This window comes from Streptomyces smaragdinus (assembly GCF_009604385.1).
Taxonomy (GTDB): Bacteria; Actinomycetota; Actinomycetes; order Streptomycetales; family Streptomycetaceae; genus Streptomyces; species Streptomyces smaragdinus.
This window is the reverse complement of record NZ_WEGJ01000003.1, coordinates 48,751-62,705: the sequence shown is the minus strand read 5'-3', so window position 1 is coordinate 62,705 and position 13,955 is coordinate 48,751. Positions and strand designations below refer to the sequence as shown.

Annotated in this window: 12 protein-coding genes; 7 read left to right on the top strand and 5 right to left on the bottom strand. The window is 74.4% G+C overall.

The annotated features are described in order from the left end of the window. Positions 1-59 precede the first annotated feature (59 nt). From SRB5_RS06430 to SRB5_RS06405, 6 genes are all read left to right on the top strand, one after another. Positions 60-473, top strand: coding sequence for an HIT family protein (locus SRB5_RS06430; RefSeq protein WP_323377172.1), 414 nt, complete (start codon positions 60-62; stop codon positions 471-473). Positions 474-649: 176 nt separating this feature from the next. Then, positions 650-2,011 (top strand): glutamine synthetase family protein, encoded by a 1,362-nt coding sequence (locus tag SRB5_RS06425; RefSeq protein WP_153450478.1) that lies wholly within the window; start codon positions 650-652, stop codon positions 2,009-2,011. A gap of 160 nt (positions 2,012-2,171) precedes the next feature. Continuing rightward, complete coding sequence (locus SRB5_RS06420; RefSeq protein WP_323377171.1) at positions 2,172-2,726, top strand: RNA polymerase sigma factor; 555 nt, start codon at positions 2,172-2,174, stop codon at positions 2,724-2,726. Further along, positions 2,723-3,019, top strand: a complete 297-nt coding sequence (locus SRB5_RS06415) for a hypothetical protein (protein ID WP_323377170.1) — start codon at positions 2,723-2,725, stop codon at positions 3,017-3,019. Before SRB5_RS06420 ends, SRB5_RS06415 begins: the two co-directional genes overlap by 4 nt. A gap of 73 nt (positions 3,020-3,092) precedes the next feature. Further along, the gene (locus tag SRB5_RS06410) at positions 3,093-6,095 is read left to right on the top strand and encodes a bifunctional [glutamine synthetase] adenylyltransferase/[glutamine synthetase]-adenylyl-L-tyrosine phosphorylase (protein ID WP_153450477.1); all 3,003 of its coding nucleotides are present in this window, start codon (positions 3,093-3,095) and stop codon (positions 6,093-6,095) included. 89 nt (positions 6,096-6,184) lie between these two features. After that, a complete protein-coding gene (locus SRB5_RS06405; protein ID WP_153450476.1) occupies positions 6,185-6,823 on the top strand; it encodes a DUF11 domain-containing protein in 639 nt (212 codons plus the stop codon). Here the strand turns inward: SRB5_RS06405 and SRB5_RS06400 are convergent, their stop codons facing one another. Together SRB5_RS06400 and SRB5_RS06395 are read right to left on the bottom strand one after the other, a co-directional pair. Next, positions 6,824-7,675 carry a phosphatase PAP2 family protein gene (locus SRB5_RS06400; RefSeq protein WP_153450475.1) on the bottom strand — a complete coding sequence of 284 codons (852 nt, stop codon included), beginning with the start codon at positions 7,673-7,675 and terminating at the stop codon, positions 6,824-6,826. Positions 7,676-7,712: 37 nt separating this feature from the next. After that, complete coding sequence (locus SRB5_RS06395) at positions 7,713-8,801, bottom strand: LacI family DNA-binding transcriptional regulator (protein WP_153450474.1); 1,089 nt, start codon at positions 8,799-8,801, stop codon at positions 7,713-7,715. Between the two features lie 108 nt (positions 8,802-8,909). Between SRB5_RS06395 and SRB5_RS06390 the strand changes: the two genes are divergently transcribed. Continuing rightward, complete coding sequence (locus tag SRB5_RS06390) at positions 8,910-9,659, top strand: ZIP family metal transporter (protein ID WP_323377169.1); 750 nt, start codon at positions 8,910-8,912, stop codon at positions 9,657-9,659. 12 nt (positions 9,660-9,671) lie between these two features. On the opposite strand, the gene SRB5_RS06385 is transcribed toward SRB5_RS06390, so the two are convergent. From SRB5_RS06385 to SRB5_RS06375, 3 genes are all read right to left on the bottom strand, one after another. Next, positions 9,672-11,585, bottom strand: a complete 1,914-nt coding sequence (locus SRB5_RS06385) for a hypothetical protein (RefSeq protein WP_323377168.1) — start codon at positions 11,583-11,585, stop codon at positions 9,672-9,674. A 381-nt stretch (positions 11,586-11,966) separates the two neighbouring features. After that, on the bottom strand, positions 11,967-12,623 hold the full coding sequence (locus SRB5_RS06380) for a response regulator transcription factor (protein WP_323377167.1): 657 nt from the start codon (positions 12,621-12,623) through the stop codon (positions 11,967-11,969). Then, complete coding sequence (locus tag SRB5_RS06375) at positions 12,572-13,864, bottom strand: sensor histidine kinase (protein WP_153450473.1); 1,293 nt, start codon at positions 13,862-13,864, stop codon at positions 12,572-12,574. Before SRB5_RS06375 ends, SRB5_RS06380 begins: the two co-directional genes overlap by 52 nt. Between the last annotated feature and the right edge of the window lie 91 nt (positions 13,865-13,955).

Genomic DNA, 13,955 nt, shown 5'->3' with positions numbered 1-13,955 from the left:
GCGCGTGCGCTGCATCTGCCCGCCGCGCTGACGGCAGCCGCCGCTGGTTGACTGGTGCCGTGGACTGCGTCTTCTGCGCCATCGCCGGCGGCGAGCCGCCCGCCCACCGGGTGTACGAGGGGGAGACGGCCGTCGCGTTCCTCGACGCCCGGCCGCTCTTCCCCGGCCATGTGCTGGTCGTGCCCCGGCGGCACGCCGAGACCCTGACCGATCTGGAGCCCGCGGAGGTCGGCCCGTTCTTCGCCGTCGTCCGGCGGATCGCCGGCGCGGTCGAGACGGGGATGGCGGCGGCGGGGACGTTCGTGGCGATGAACAACCGGATCAGCCAGTCCGTACCCCATCTGCACGTGCACGTCGTACCCCGCAACCGCAAGGACGGACTGCGCGGGTTCTTCTGGCCGCGCACCACGTACGCGGACGACGTACAGGCTGCCGAGACCGCCGAGCGGATCCGCGGGGCGCTGGCGGAGTGAGCCGGACGGCCCCCACCTCGGCGCCCGGGTGAGACGTATCCCACAATGGCAGTGACGGTTCGTCCGGGCGGCTGGCCCCTCCCGAAACGCGCCGTTAATTCCGTACCGTGATACTGGTGTCCGCACGCACCCCGCCAGGGGCGTGACCAGCCCTCTGACCTGCAAGGATGTGGACCATGGAGAAGCAGCAGGAGTTTGTGCTCCGCACCCTGGAGGAGCGCGACATCCGCTTCGTACGGCTGTGGTTCACGGATGTGCTGGGCTTCCTGAAGTCCGTGGCCGTCGCCCCCGCCGAGCTCGAGCAGGCGTTCGAGGAGGGCATCGGCTTCGACGGCTCGGCGATCGAGGGCTTCGCCCGCGTCTACGAGTCCGACATGATCGCCAAGCCGGACCCGTCCACGTTCCAGATCCTGCCCTGGCGCGCCGAGGCGCCGGGCACCGCGCGGATGTTCTGCGACATCCTGATGCCGGACGGCTCCCCGTCCTACGCCGACCCGCGCTACGTCCTCAAGCGCATCCTGGCCCGCACCTCCGACCTGGGCTTCACCTTCTACACCCACCCGGAGATCGAGTTCTTCCTGCTGAAGGACAAGCCCGTCGACGGCCGCCCCCCGGTCCCCGCCGACAACTCCGGCTACTTCGACCACACCCCGCAGAACGTCGGCATGGACTTCCGCCGCCAGGCGATCACCATGCTGGAGTCGATGGGCATCTCGGTGGAGTTCTCCCACCACGAGGGCGCCCCCGGCCAGCAGGAAATCGACCTGCGGTACGCGGACGCGCTCTCCACCGCCGACAACATCATGACGTTCCGCCTGGTCATGAAGCAGGTCGCCCTCGAACAGGGCGTACAGGCGACGTTCATGCCCAAGCCCTTCTCCGAGCACCCCGGCTCCGGCATGCACACCCATCTGTCCCTCTTCGAGGGCGACCGCAACGCCTTCCACGAGTCGGGCGCCGAGTACCAGCTCTCCAAGGTCGGCCGCTCCTTCATCGCCGGCCTGCTCACCCACGCCGCCGAGATCTCCGCGGTCACCAACCAGTGGGTCAACTCCTACAAGCGCATCTGGGGCGGCTCCCAGCGCACCGCGGGCGCCGGCGGCGAGGCCCCCTCGTACATCTGCTGGGGCCACAACAACCGCTCCGCCCTGGTCCGCGTCCCGCTCTACAAGCCCGGCAAAACGGGCTCCTCGCGGATCGAGGTCCGCTCCCTGGACGCCGGCTGCAACCCGTATCTGGCGTACTCGGTGCTGCTGGCGGCGGGCCTGAAGGGCGTGGAGGAGGGGTACGAACTCCCGCCCGGCGCCGAGGACGACGTCTGGGCCCTCACCGACGCCGAGCGCCGCGCCATGGGCATCCAGCCCCTGCCGCAGAACCTCGGCGAGGCGATCTCCCTGATGGAGCACAGCGAGATCGTCGCGGAGACCCTGGGCGAGCACGTCTTCGCGTTCTTCCTCCGCAACAAGAAGCAGGAGTGGGAGGAGTACCGCTCCGAGGTCACCGCGTTCGAGCTGCGCAAGAGCCTGCCCGTGCTGTAGCCGTCCGCGAATCCTTTCGGGCGGCCCGTGCCTCTCATACCTGTCCCGGCGATCCGAACGCCGGGACAGGACCTGGAGGTTGCCGTGATCGCAGGAATCGCCGTCGTCGTGGGTGTCGTGCTGCTGTGCACCTGTGTGCTGGTCGTGAAGCGGGGGCGTCGTGGCTGACACCGTCTGGCCGGAGGAACACCTCGTCGCCGCCGCCCGGCGCGGCGACCCCGACTCCCTGTCCGCACTGGTGTCGGGCTCGCACCCCAATGTGCGGCGCCTGGCCCGCTCGCTGTGCGCGACGCCGGAGGACGCCGAGGACGCGGCGCAGGAGGCCCTGATCATCCTGTACCGCAAGGTCGGGATGCTGCGGGCCTCCGGGGCGCTGGCGTCGTGGATGTTCCGTATCGTCCGCAACGAGTGCCTGCGGCGGATCCGGACCGCCGCACGCGACCGTACGCCGCTGGAGGACGCCGGCCCGGAGACCGCCGCCGACTCCGCCGAGGACGAGGCGCTGCGGCGGCTGGACGCCGGCCGGGTGGCCGCGGCGATCGCCGCCCTGCCGCCCGACCAGCGCCGGGTGCTGATCATGCGGGACCTCCAGGGCCACAGCGGCCGGGCGGTCGCCGCCGCGCTGGGCATCGGCACGGCCGCGATGAAGTCCCGGCTGCACCGAGCCCGGACGGCGGTCCGGCACACCCTGCGGGCGGGAGGGGAGGGACGGTGAGCTCACCGGACACCCGCGACTTCTCCAGCGCCTCGCTGCCCCGGCATCTGGCGCGCGGCGCCGTGGGATTCGGCGGGCTCGCCGGGGCGCTCGCGCTGCTGCCGGTCACCGGCCCGGTCAGCCTCCTCCTGCTGCCCGTCGGACTGCTCGCGCTGCGCGGCTGCCCGATGTGCTGGACGGTCGGGCTGCTGCAGACCGTGTCCCGGGGCCGGCTGCGGCGCTCCTGCGACGACGGCCGGTGCACCCTCACCGTCGCCGGGGGCGGCGCCGCGTCGAATCGCCGCGCGACGTGAGGACCCGCGACCGGTCAGGGGCTACCCTCGGGAACGGGCCCGGCCGACCGGGGCGGATCGGACCGGAGGTGGGATGTCGTCGCCGCAGGGACGTCGCAGCAGTGCCTTCAGCCGGCTGGTGCGGCTGGGGTTCACCGACCCCGCCGCCGCCGAACGGCTGCTGACCGGCCCGGCGCTCGCCGAGGTGCGCGGTGACCCCGTCCTGCTCGACGCCCTCGGCGCCACCGCCGACCCCGACCAGGCGCTGCTGGCTCTCACCCGGCTGGCGGAAGCCCTGGAGCCGGAGGGACGCGGCGCCCTGCTCGCCACGCTGATCGCCGCCAAACCGCTGCGCGACCGCCTGCTGGGCGTCCTCGGCGCCTCGGAGGCGTTCGGCGACCATCTCGCCCGCCACCCCGGCGAGTGGGAGTCCCTGGCGGGCTACGAGTCCGCCGATCTGCACCCCACCACCGACGAGTTCGAGCAGCAGCTCGCCGAGGGCGTCTGGGGCGAGCGCGGCGGCGGCCTGTCGCGCCCCGACGCCCTGCGCGTCGCCTACCGCCGCGCCCTCCTCGGCATCGCCGCCCGCGACGTCTGCGGCACCACCGACGTCGTCCAGGTCGCCGCCGAGCTCGCCGACCTCGCCACCGCCACCCTGCGCGCCGCCCTGGAGATCGCCGCCGAGGAGCAGCCCGACGACGCCAGGGCCTGCCGCCTCGCCGTCATCGGCATGGGCAAGTGCGGCGGCCACGAGCTCAACTACGTCTCCGACGTCGACGTCATCTTCGTCGCCGAACCCCGCGGCGACACCGACGAGGGCAAGGCCGTGCAGGCGGCGACCCGGCTCGCCGCCCGGATGATGCGGGTGTGCGCCGACACCACCGCCGAGGGCACCATCTGGCCCGTCGACGCCAACCTCCGCCCCGAGGGCCGCAACGGCCCCCTGGTCCGTACGCTCTCCTCCCATCTGGCCTACTACGGGCGCTGGGCGAAGACCTGGGAGTTCCAGGCGCTGCTCAAGGCCCGCCCCGTCGCCGGCGACGCGGAGCTCGGCCGGCAGTACCACGAGGCCGTCGCCCCCCTGGTGTGGCAGGCCGCCGAGCGCGACCACTTCGTCACCGACGTCCAGCAGATGCGCCGCCGGGTCGTCGAGGCCATCCCCAAGGGCCAGGTCGAGCGGGAGCTGAAGCTCGGCCCCGGCGGACTGCGGGACGTGGAGTTCTCCGTCCAGCTGCTCCAGCTCGTGCACGGCCGCACCGACGACACCCTGCGCAGCGCCACCACCCTCTCCGCCCTCACGTCCCTGGCCGCCGGCGGCTACGTGGGCCGGGCCGACGCCGCCGCCATGGACGCCGCGTACCGCTTCCTGCGCTCCATGGAGCACCACATCCAGCTGCACCGGCTGCGCCGCACCCATCTGCTGCCCGACAGCGAACCCGAACTGCGCCGCCTCGGCCGCTCCCTGGGCTACGGCAGCGACTCCGTCGCCGAACTGCGCAAGGCCTGGCGGCGGCACGCGTTCGAGGTGCGCCGGCTGCACGAGAAGCTCTTCTACCGCCCGCTCCTGGACGCCGTCGCCCAGCTCGCCCCCGGCGAGGCCCATCTGTCGCCCGAGGCCGCCCGCGAACGCCTCGTCGCCCTCGGCTACGCCGACCCCGCCGCCGCCCTGCGCCATCTGGAGGCCCTGACCTCCGGGATGAGCCGCAAGGCCGCGATCCAGCGGACGCTGCTGCCCGTCCTCCTCGGCTGGTTCGGGGACTCCGCCGACCCCGACGCCGGACTGCTCAACTTCCGCAAGGTGTCCGACGCCCTCGGCAAAACCCCCTGGTACCTGCGGCTGCTGCGCGACGAGGGCGCCGCCGCGGAGAACCTCGCCCGGGTGCTGTCCGCCGGCCGCCTCGCCCCCGACCTGCTGCTGCGCGCCCCCGAGGCGGTGTCCCTCCTCGGCGACGAACAGGGCCTCCAGCCCCGCGGCCGGGCCCACCTCGAGCAGGAGATACTGGCCGCCGTCCACCGGCACGGCGCCGACGCCGAGTCCGCCGTCGCCGCGGCGCGCGGGGTGCGGCGGCGCGAGCTGTTCCGTACCTCCGCCGCCGACCTCATCGGCGCGTACGCCGGCGAGGACACCGCCCGCGCGATCGACCGCACCGGGCAGGCCGTCACCGACATCAACGCCGCCACCATCGCCGGCACCCTGCGCGCCGCCGTGCAGTCCCGCTGGGGTGAGACCCTGCCCACCCGGTTCGCCGTCATCGGCATGGGCCGCTTCGGCGGACACGAACTCGGCTACGGCTCCGACGCCGACGTCCTGTTCGTCCACGAACCCCGCGAGGGCAGCGACCCGGAGGAGGCCGCGAAGGCCGCGTTCGCCGTCGCCAACGAACTGCGCCGGCTCCTCCAGCTCCCCACCGCCGACCCGCCGCTGCTCATCGACGCCGACCTGCGCCCCGAGGGCAAGAGCGGCCCCCTGGTCCGCACCCTCGTCTCGTACGAGGCCTACTACCGCCGCTGGGCCCTGGTCTGGGAGCGCCACGCCCTGCTCCGGGCCGAGCCCATGGCCGGCGACGAGGACCTCGGCCGGCGCTTCACCGAGCTCGTCGACCCCCTGCGCTACCCCGCGGACGGCCTGTCCGACAAGGACGTCCGCGAGATCCGCCGCCTCAAGGCCCGGATGGAGGCCGAACGCCTCCCGCGCGGCGCCGACCCGTCCATGCACGCCAAACTCGGCCGCGGCGGGCTCTCCGACGTCGAGTGGACCGTCCAGCTCCTCCAGCTGCGCCACGGCGCCGAAGTCCCCGGCCTGCGCACCACCCGCACCCGCCCGGCCCTGGCCGCCGCCCGCGAGGCGGACCTCCTCGGCGCCGACGACGCCCAGGTGCTCGACGAGGCCTGGCTGCTCGCCTCCCGGGTGCGCAACGCCGTGATGCTGGTCCGCGGCCGCCCCGGCGACACCTTCCCCGCCGAGGGCCGCGAACTGAGCGCCGTCGCCCGCTATCTGGGCTACGGCCCCGGCCACGTCGGCGACATGCTGGAGGAGTACCGGCGCGCCACCCGACACGCCCGGGCTGTGGTCGATCGGGTGTTCTACGAAGACTGAGCCTCACTGATAGTCCGACCGGGCGCTTCGGATCACCCGTCCGGTCTGTCCGCCTTCGCCGGGTCGTTACGGGCTGATAGACCGGGACCATGCACGCGCCCCGCACCACAGCCGCCGCGCTGGCCGTGCTGCTCGGCGCGATCACGGCGGGTCAGACGGCCGCGCTGGCGGAGGACGACGGGAACGACCGCCCCCCGGTCGCCGTCCGGGTCACCAACCCCGACCCGGAGCTCGCCGCCGGCGAGGTCACCACGTACACCATCACCGTCCGCAACCGCACCGCCGAGCCCCTGCCCCGCACCATCGTCACCCAGCTGCTCCCCGCCCCGCTGCGCCACGTCTCCGCCCGCCCCGCCGCCGAGGTCACCGGCCGCGAGGTCGTCTGGCGCGTCCCGCTGCCCGCCCGCGCCGTCCGCTCGCTGACGACCACCGGCCGCGTCGGGGACCTCGACGGCCACGACCTCGCCGCGGGCCGCACCGTCCGGCTCGCGTCCCCCGCCGACGACAAGACCGGCGGCCCGCCCCGGCTGGAGACCACGGTGTGCGTCCGGGCACCGGACCACGGCCGGGCGCTCACCTGCAGCACCTCCTCCGCACCGGTCAGCCGGCCGTTCTGGCGGGGGAACCGGGCGTACATGACGATCAGCGCCGTCGCCGCCCTGGCCGTCGGCATCGCGGGCGTGCTGTACGTACGCCGCCGCCGCGCGTCGCCCCCGGCCAAGGACTGATCAGACCGATCCGCCCACCGCCACCCGGCGCGGCAGCCGGAACGCGCTCGCGCCGTACCAGAGGTACGACACCCCGAACCCGAACGCCAGGCACACCATCCCGCCCACGGCGTCCATCCAGAAGTGGTTCGCCGTCCCCACGATCACGAACAGCGTCGCCACCGGATACAACGCCCCGAGCACCCGCGCCCACACCGGCCGCGCCAGCATCACGACGACGATCCCGCACCACAGCGCCCAGCCGATGTGCATCGACGGCATGGCGGCGTACTGGTTCGACACGCTCGCCAGATTCCCCGACGCGAGGGACCCCCACGTCTCGTGCACCCTTACCGTGTCGACGAAGGCGACGCCGTGCATCAGCCGCGGCGGGGCCAGCGGATAGAAGTAGTAGCCGAAGAGCGCGACCCCGGTCGCCGCGAAGAGCGCGAAGCGGGTCGCCGCATAGCGCCCGGGGTGGCTGCGGTAGAGCCACACCAGCACGCCGATCGTCACGATGAAGTGCAGGGTCGCGTAGTAGTAGTTCATCGGGACGACCAGCCAGGCGACGCCGTCGACCGCGTGGTTGAGCGACTGCTCGAAGGCCAGCCCCAGATCCTGCTGCAGCCCCCAGATCTCGTCCGCGTGCCGCATCGCCGCCCGCTCCTGGAGCGGGGCGGAGTTACGGATCAGGGAGTACGTCCAGTAGCAGACCGCCACCAGCATGATCTCGAACCACAGCCGCGGCGGCCGCGGCGAACGCAGCCGCGCCAGGAGCGGGGTCTTCTCCCGCGCGTCGGCCCGCCGGTCCTCCAGGGTCCTCGCGATCTCTCCCGGGCGGGGTGCAAAATCCCGCGAATACGACGCGCCCATAGGGACATAGTGTGCCAGACGTGCCGTGATCCCCGGATCATCCCTCAGGACGGGATACGTCCGTTGTGGGCGGATCGGCCGGCGCCGACGCGGTCGACCCCCGGACCACCAGCTCCGGGTGGAAGACGAACTCGCTGTGCGGCGCGGGGGTGCCGGCGATCTCCTCCAGCAGGGCCCGCACCGCCGCCTGGCCCATCGCCGTCACCGGCTGGCGGATCGTGGTCAGCGGCGGATCGGTGAACGCTATGAGCGGCGAGTCGTCGAAGCCGACCACCGACACCCGCGCCGGCACGGACAGTCCGCGCTGGCGGGCGGCCCGGATGGCGCCCAGCGCCATCATGTCGCTGGCGCAGACGATCGCCGTGCAGTCCCGGTCCAGCAGCGCCGCCGCCGCGGCCTGACCGCCCTCCAGCGTGTACAGCGAGTGCTCGACGAACTCCTCCGTCTGCTGCGCCGTCAGCCCGAAGGAGTCCTTCATCGCGGCGAGGAACCCCTCGACCTTGCGCTGTACGGGAACGAACCGGCGCGGCCCCAGGGCCAGTCCGATCCGGCGGTGGCCGAGTGAACCCAGATGGGTGACGGCCAGCCGCATCGCGTCCCGGTCGTCCGGGGAGACGAACGGGGCGCGGACCTTCGGGGAGAAGCCGTTGATGAGGACGAACGGGACACCCTGGCCGCGCAGTCGCTCGTAGCGGCCCATGTCCGCCGAGGTGTCCGCGTGCAGCCCGGACACGAACACGATGCCGTCCACGCCGCGGTCGACGAGCATCTCCGTCAGCTCGTCCTCCGTCGACCCGCCCGGCGACTGCGTCGCGAGCACCGGCGTGAAGCCCTGACGCGTCAGGGCCTGCCCGATGACCTGGGCGAACGCGGGGAAGATGGGGTTGTCCAGCTCGGGGATGATGAGCCCGATGAGGCCCGCGCTGCGCTGGCGCAGCCGTACGGGACGCTCGTAGCCGAGCACGTCCAGCGCGGCGAGGACGGACTGGCGGGTGGCCGCGGCCACCCCCGGCTTGCCGTTGAGCACGCGGCTGACCGTCGCCTCGCTGACCCCCGCCTGGGCCGCGATGTCGGCGAGCCTCGCGGTCGCGGGTGCCTTGGCCCGGGAGGGCGGCTGCTGAGCCATACGGTTCCTTCACCTCGCGTGTCTGCCCCGCAGGATACGGGGTGGACGGGGTCCTTCGCGGGCGCGCTCTACGCTGGGGCGGCCGGCGTCGGACAACAGGGGGTACGGGTGGAAGCGTTGCAGGCCGGGGGGTGGGGGCTGGTCGCCGGACTGGCCCTGGTGCTGGGGGCGGCCGTGGGGTACCTGCGGCCGCTGGGGGCGACGGTCGTCGCGCTCGTGATGGCCTTCGGGTCCGGAGTGCTCATCTCCGCGATGGCGTTCGAGCTCATCGCGGAGGCCCACGAGAAGGGCGGGCTGATCCCCACGTCGCTGGGCGCCTTCGGCGGCGCGGCCGTCTACACGGGGGCCAACGCCCTCCTCGCCCGGCGCGGCGCCCGCCACCGCAAGCGCTCCGCCCCCGGACGCCAGCCGTCGGAGGAGGACGTGTCGGGCTCCGGCACGGCGATCGCGCTGGGCGCGGCGCTCGACGGCATCCCCGAGTCCGTGGTGATCGGCGCGAGCCTCATCGGCGGGGGAGGGGTGAGCTGGGCGACGGTCGCCGCGGTGTTCATCAGCAACGTCCCGGAGGGCCTGTCCAGCGCGGCCGGGATGCGGCGCGCGGGCCGGCCGACGGCGTACGTCTTCGGGCTGTGGGGGTCCATCGCGGCCGTCAGCGGGCTCGCGGCGCTGGCGGGCTTCCTGCTGCTGGGCGACGCGTCGGGGACGGCGCTGGCGGTGATCACCGCGGTGGCGGCGGGGGCGATCCTGGCGATGATCGCGGACACGATGATCCCGGAGGCGTACGAGGAGGCCCATCTGCTGACGGGGCTGGTGACGGTGACGGGGTTCCTGGTGTCGTTCGGGATGTCGCACGCGTAGGCGCCCGGCGCGCTACCCCACGCCCGTCAGCTCCGTGCCGTCCGCCGTACGGGCCGTCAGCTCCGCGCGGGCGCCCTTCGCGGCCGGGAGCGCCAGATAGCGGCCGTCGGCCGAGCCGTGGACGCCGCCCGTCGCCGCGACCGACGTGACGCCGCGGCTGCCCGCCGCCAGTACGTACCAGCTGCCCGACGCCGACTGCCACAGCACGCCCGCCAGCGCCCGCGGCGCCCGCGCCCCGCACGCGGTGGTGTCCGTGGCCCGGGCCGCGATCGCCGCCTGCTCGCCGTTCGGCGGCCGGAACTGCGCCAGCACCTGCGCCCCCGAGCCCCGCCAGGTCTCCGCCCGGGTGCAGATCCACGCCGCGGTGCCCGCGCCCTCGGGGAGGTCCTGGTCGGCGAACGTCCAGGCGTTGACCTGGCGTACACCCGTGCCCCGCAGCCGGCCGAGGGCGCACGCCGTACGCGCCCACGCCGTCCGCGCGGGGGCGCCGGCCACCGGCGCCGGGCCGTCAGGGGAGCCGTACGACAGGCTCGCCGGGGTCAGCTCGCCGAGGTCCGTGGCCAGCTGCGCCGGCACGCCCGCGGCGGCCCGCATCCGGAACTCCAGCGCCGACCACCGGCCGCACTCCCGCGCCGTCGCCGGCGTGTCCACCAGCTCCGTCACCCCGTCCGGTCCCCGGTCCACGCGCTTCGCCGGCGCCCCGGGGCGCAGCAGGTCGCGGACCGCGACGCCGGAGACCCAGGGGGCGGTCAGATAGCGGACGTTGTCGTCGACGCGCTGGATCACCAGGGCCGTCGCCGACGCCGCGTCCGCGCCGTCCGTACGGGCGAAGTCCAGCGCCACCTGCGCCGCCGCGTGCCCCCGGGGCTCCGCGTACCGCACGATGCGCAGCGCGTCGTGGAACACCACCACGGTCACGCCGCTCACGTCCCCCGCGTACAGCAGCTGCGGCGGACCGGCCGGCGGGCCCGCCGGGGTGCCGGGCGTCGTCGACAGGTGTACGTCGGTGCTGGGCCGGGCCCAGACGCGCAGCGCCCGGGAGAGCAGCGCGGTGTCGTCGGTGCGGGAGCCGCGGGCGGGCCAGGCGGCGAAGTCGGGGCGGGAGGCGCGGCGCCAGTCGTCGAGCCCGGCGCGCAGCAGCCGCCCGGGCTCCAGCGCGGCCCGCGCGAACTCGTTCTGCGCGTAGGCCGGGGCGGCGGCGTCCTCCGGGCCGCCGAGCAGATTCCCGGGGAGGCCCAGCAGCGCCCCGCAGGCGGCCAGCGCCGCGGCGGCGGCGAGGGCGGCGCGGGTGTGCTGGCGGCGGCGCATCAGGTCGGTGGGGCGGGCCTGCAGGGTGCAGGGGTCGAACTCGGGGGAGAGGAGGAGCTGCTTGAGGTCCGCGGGGGCCTCGGTGGCGGCGGCCGTCGCGATGGCGGCGCGGGCGTCGGTGGCCCCGGCGGCGCCGAGCAGGCGGCGGACGTCCCGGTCGGGGAGGTCCTCGAGGGCGCGCAGCACGAAGGCGGCGCGGGCGCTCGTGGGGAGCGCGGCGAGGGTGTGGTCCAGGGCGAGTTCGTCCGAGCCGCCGGAGCGGGGGAAGAGCCGCAGCCCCCACACCCGGGGAAGCCCCGGGGGAAGCTGGGCACGCTTCGGCAGCCCGAACGGTCTGCGGGGGGTGTCCTGCGCCAGCGCCCCCGCGAGCACGCGGAGGCGCAGATAGGCGTACCCCGGGTCCCGCTCGTCCTCCTGGCGCTGCCGCGGGACCTGGCCGGTCCCTCCGCGGGGGAGGGCGCGCTGCACGAGGGCGTGGGCGGTCAGCACACGGCGGGGGCGGCCCAGGCCGGCCGGCAGCGTGAGGTAGGCGATCCTCGCCAGCCGGGGGTAGTTCGCTATGAGCGCGGCCTCGGCCTGGGGGAGGTCGACGGGGGGAGGGGTGGCGATGACATCCACGTACGGCTAACGAGTGAACCCCGGGTAAGTCACCGTTCCGGGGGCTCCGCCCCCGGACCCCCTGGTCGGGGCTGTGCCTCTCCGGCCTCAAACGCCGCCCGGGCTGGAGGGGGGTGCTTCGCGCTCTCGGCCGCCGGCCGGGCAGTCGGCGCTGCGCGCCTCGGCCTCAAACGCCGGCCGGGCTGGATAGGGAGTTCTTTGCGCTCTTGGCCGCCGGCGAGGCCGGATGGGGAGCGCTTCTCGCTCTCGGCTGCCCGTCGCGCCGAAGCGAGCGTTCTCCGTGCTGTCAGCCTGCGACTATCGGCGCAAAACGCCACCCTCCAGCCCGGCCGGCGTTTGAGGCCGAGGGGCGCAGCCCCGACAGAGGGTGTGCGGGGAGCGTCAGCTCGCCCCCTGGTCGAGATACGCCAGAACCGCCAGCACGCGGCGGTTGTCGTCGTCCGACGGCGGCAGCCCCAGCTTGCCGAAGATGTTCGACGTGTGCTTCGCCACCGCCCGCTCCGTCACGACCAGATGGGACGCGATGGCCGCGTTGGACCGCCCCTGAGCCATCAGCTCCATCACCTCCTTCTCCCGCGGCGTCAGCCGCGAGATCGGCCGGTCCTGCGCCGCCCGCCGGGCCACCAGCTGCGAGATGACCTGGGGATCCATCGCCGTCCCCCCGGCGGCCACCCGCCGCACCGCGTCGACGAACTGCGCGGCGTCGAAGACGCGGTCCTTCAGCAGATACCCGACACCCCCCGACCCGTCCGCCAGCAACTCCCGCGCGTACAGCTGCTCCACGTGCTGCGACAGCACGAGCACAGGCAGCCCCGGCCGGGCCGCACGGGCGGCCAGCGCGCACTGCAGCCCCTCGTCCGTGAACGACGGCGGGAGCCGTACGTCCACGACCGCGACGTCGAGGTCGGCGGTGGACAACGCCCGGGACAGCTCCGGCCCGTTGTCCACCGCCGCCACGACGGTGAACCCGTGCGCCTCCAGCAGCCTCACGAGTCCGTCGCGGAGGAGGAAGAGGTCTTCGGCGAGGACAACGCGCACGGAATCTCCATCGTGACCATCGTGGGACCGCCCGCGGGACTGCTGACGGCCATGACCCCGTCGAATGTACCGAGCCGCCGCTCGACCCCCCGCAGCCCGGACCCCGCGGGATCGGCCCCGCCGCGGCCGTTGTCGGTGACGGACAGCCGCAGCGCGCCCCCGTCGTACGACAGGTCCACCCACAGCCGCGAGGCCCCGGAGTGCTTGACGGCGTTGGTGAGGATCTCGCTGGCCCCGAAGTACGCCGCGGACTCGACGGGAGCCGGTGCCCGCCCGGGGAGCGACCCGGTGACCTCCACCGGCAGCGGCAGACGCAGCGCGAGGGCCCGTACCGCGTCCGGCAGACCGCGCTCGGCGAGGACCGGGGGATGGATGCCGCGGACCAGGTCCCGCAGCTCCGTCAGCGCCTCGGCGGAGTCGCTGCGGGCCCGCGCCAGCATCGCCTTGGCCTGCGCGGGGTCGCTCTCCATCAGCGCCTCGATCGTGCCGAGGCTCATGCCCATGGCGACGAGCCGCGCCTGCGCCCCGTCGTGCAGATCGCGTTCGATGCGGCGCAGCTCCGCGGCGGAGGTGTCGACGGCGTCGCTGCGGCTCTCCGTCAGCTCCTCGACGCGGGCCGCCAGCGCCACCTCCCGCGGCGCCATGACGGCCCCGGCGAGCCGGAAGTGGGCGGTGAGCAGCAGCGGGTTGATCCGCATGCCGACCAGCGCCAGCACCGTGCCGAGGAGGGCGGCGCCCAGGGCGGAGAGCTGGCCGCTGACCGGGACGAAGCCGTACCAGTAGCCGATCTCCCCGTGGTGCGAGAACGCCCGCCACAGGCCGGCGGCGATCACGTAGCCCTCCACCGGGTAGCACACGAGCACCGCCGGCAGCAGCGCGGTGACGAAGCCGGCGGTCATGTCGACGGCCAGCCAGCGCAGGTCCCACCAGGTGGCCGGGTCGCGGAGCATGAGCCCGGTCTTGCGCGGGTGGCCGAGGGGGCCGGGCGTCAGGTCGGCGGGGAAGGGGCGGTAGACGGCGGGTATCCGTACGCCGCCCCAGTGCGCGGCGAGCGAGCGCCGCCAGTTCGCCCAGGCGCGTACGGCGGTGAGCACCCAGGGCGTGGTGATCGCGCCGACGCCGATGACGGTCAGCGCGATCGAGACCACCGAGAGAACGAACAGCGTCACCGACCCGGCGATCGCGACGACCGCCAGCCCCAGCCCCCGCACCCCGGCCAACAGCCAGTTCCGTACCGACATCCCGAACCCCTTCCCCTGCCGCCGGCGCCGATCGGCCGGTACGCCGGCCAGTCTGCCGCCCGCGGCCGAAGGGGTCACTGGACCGAGCCCC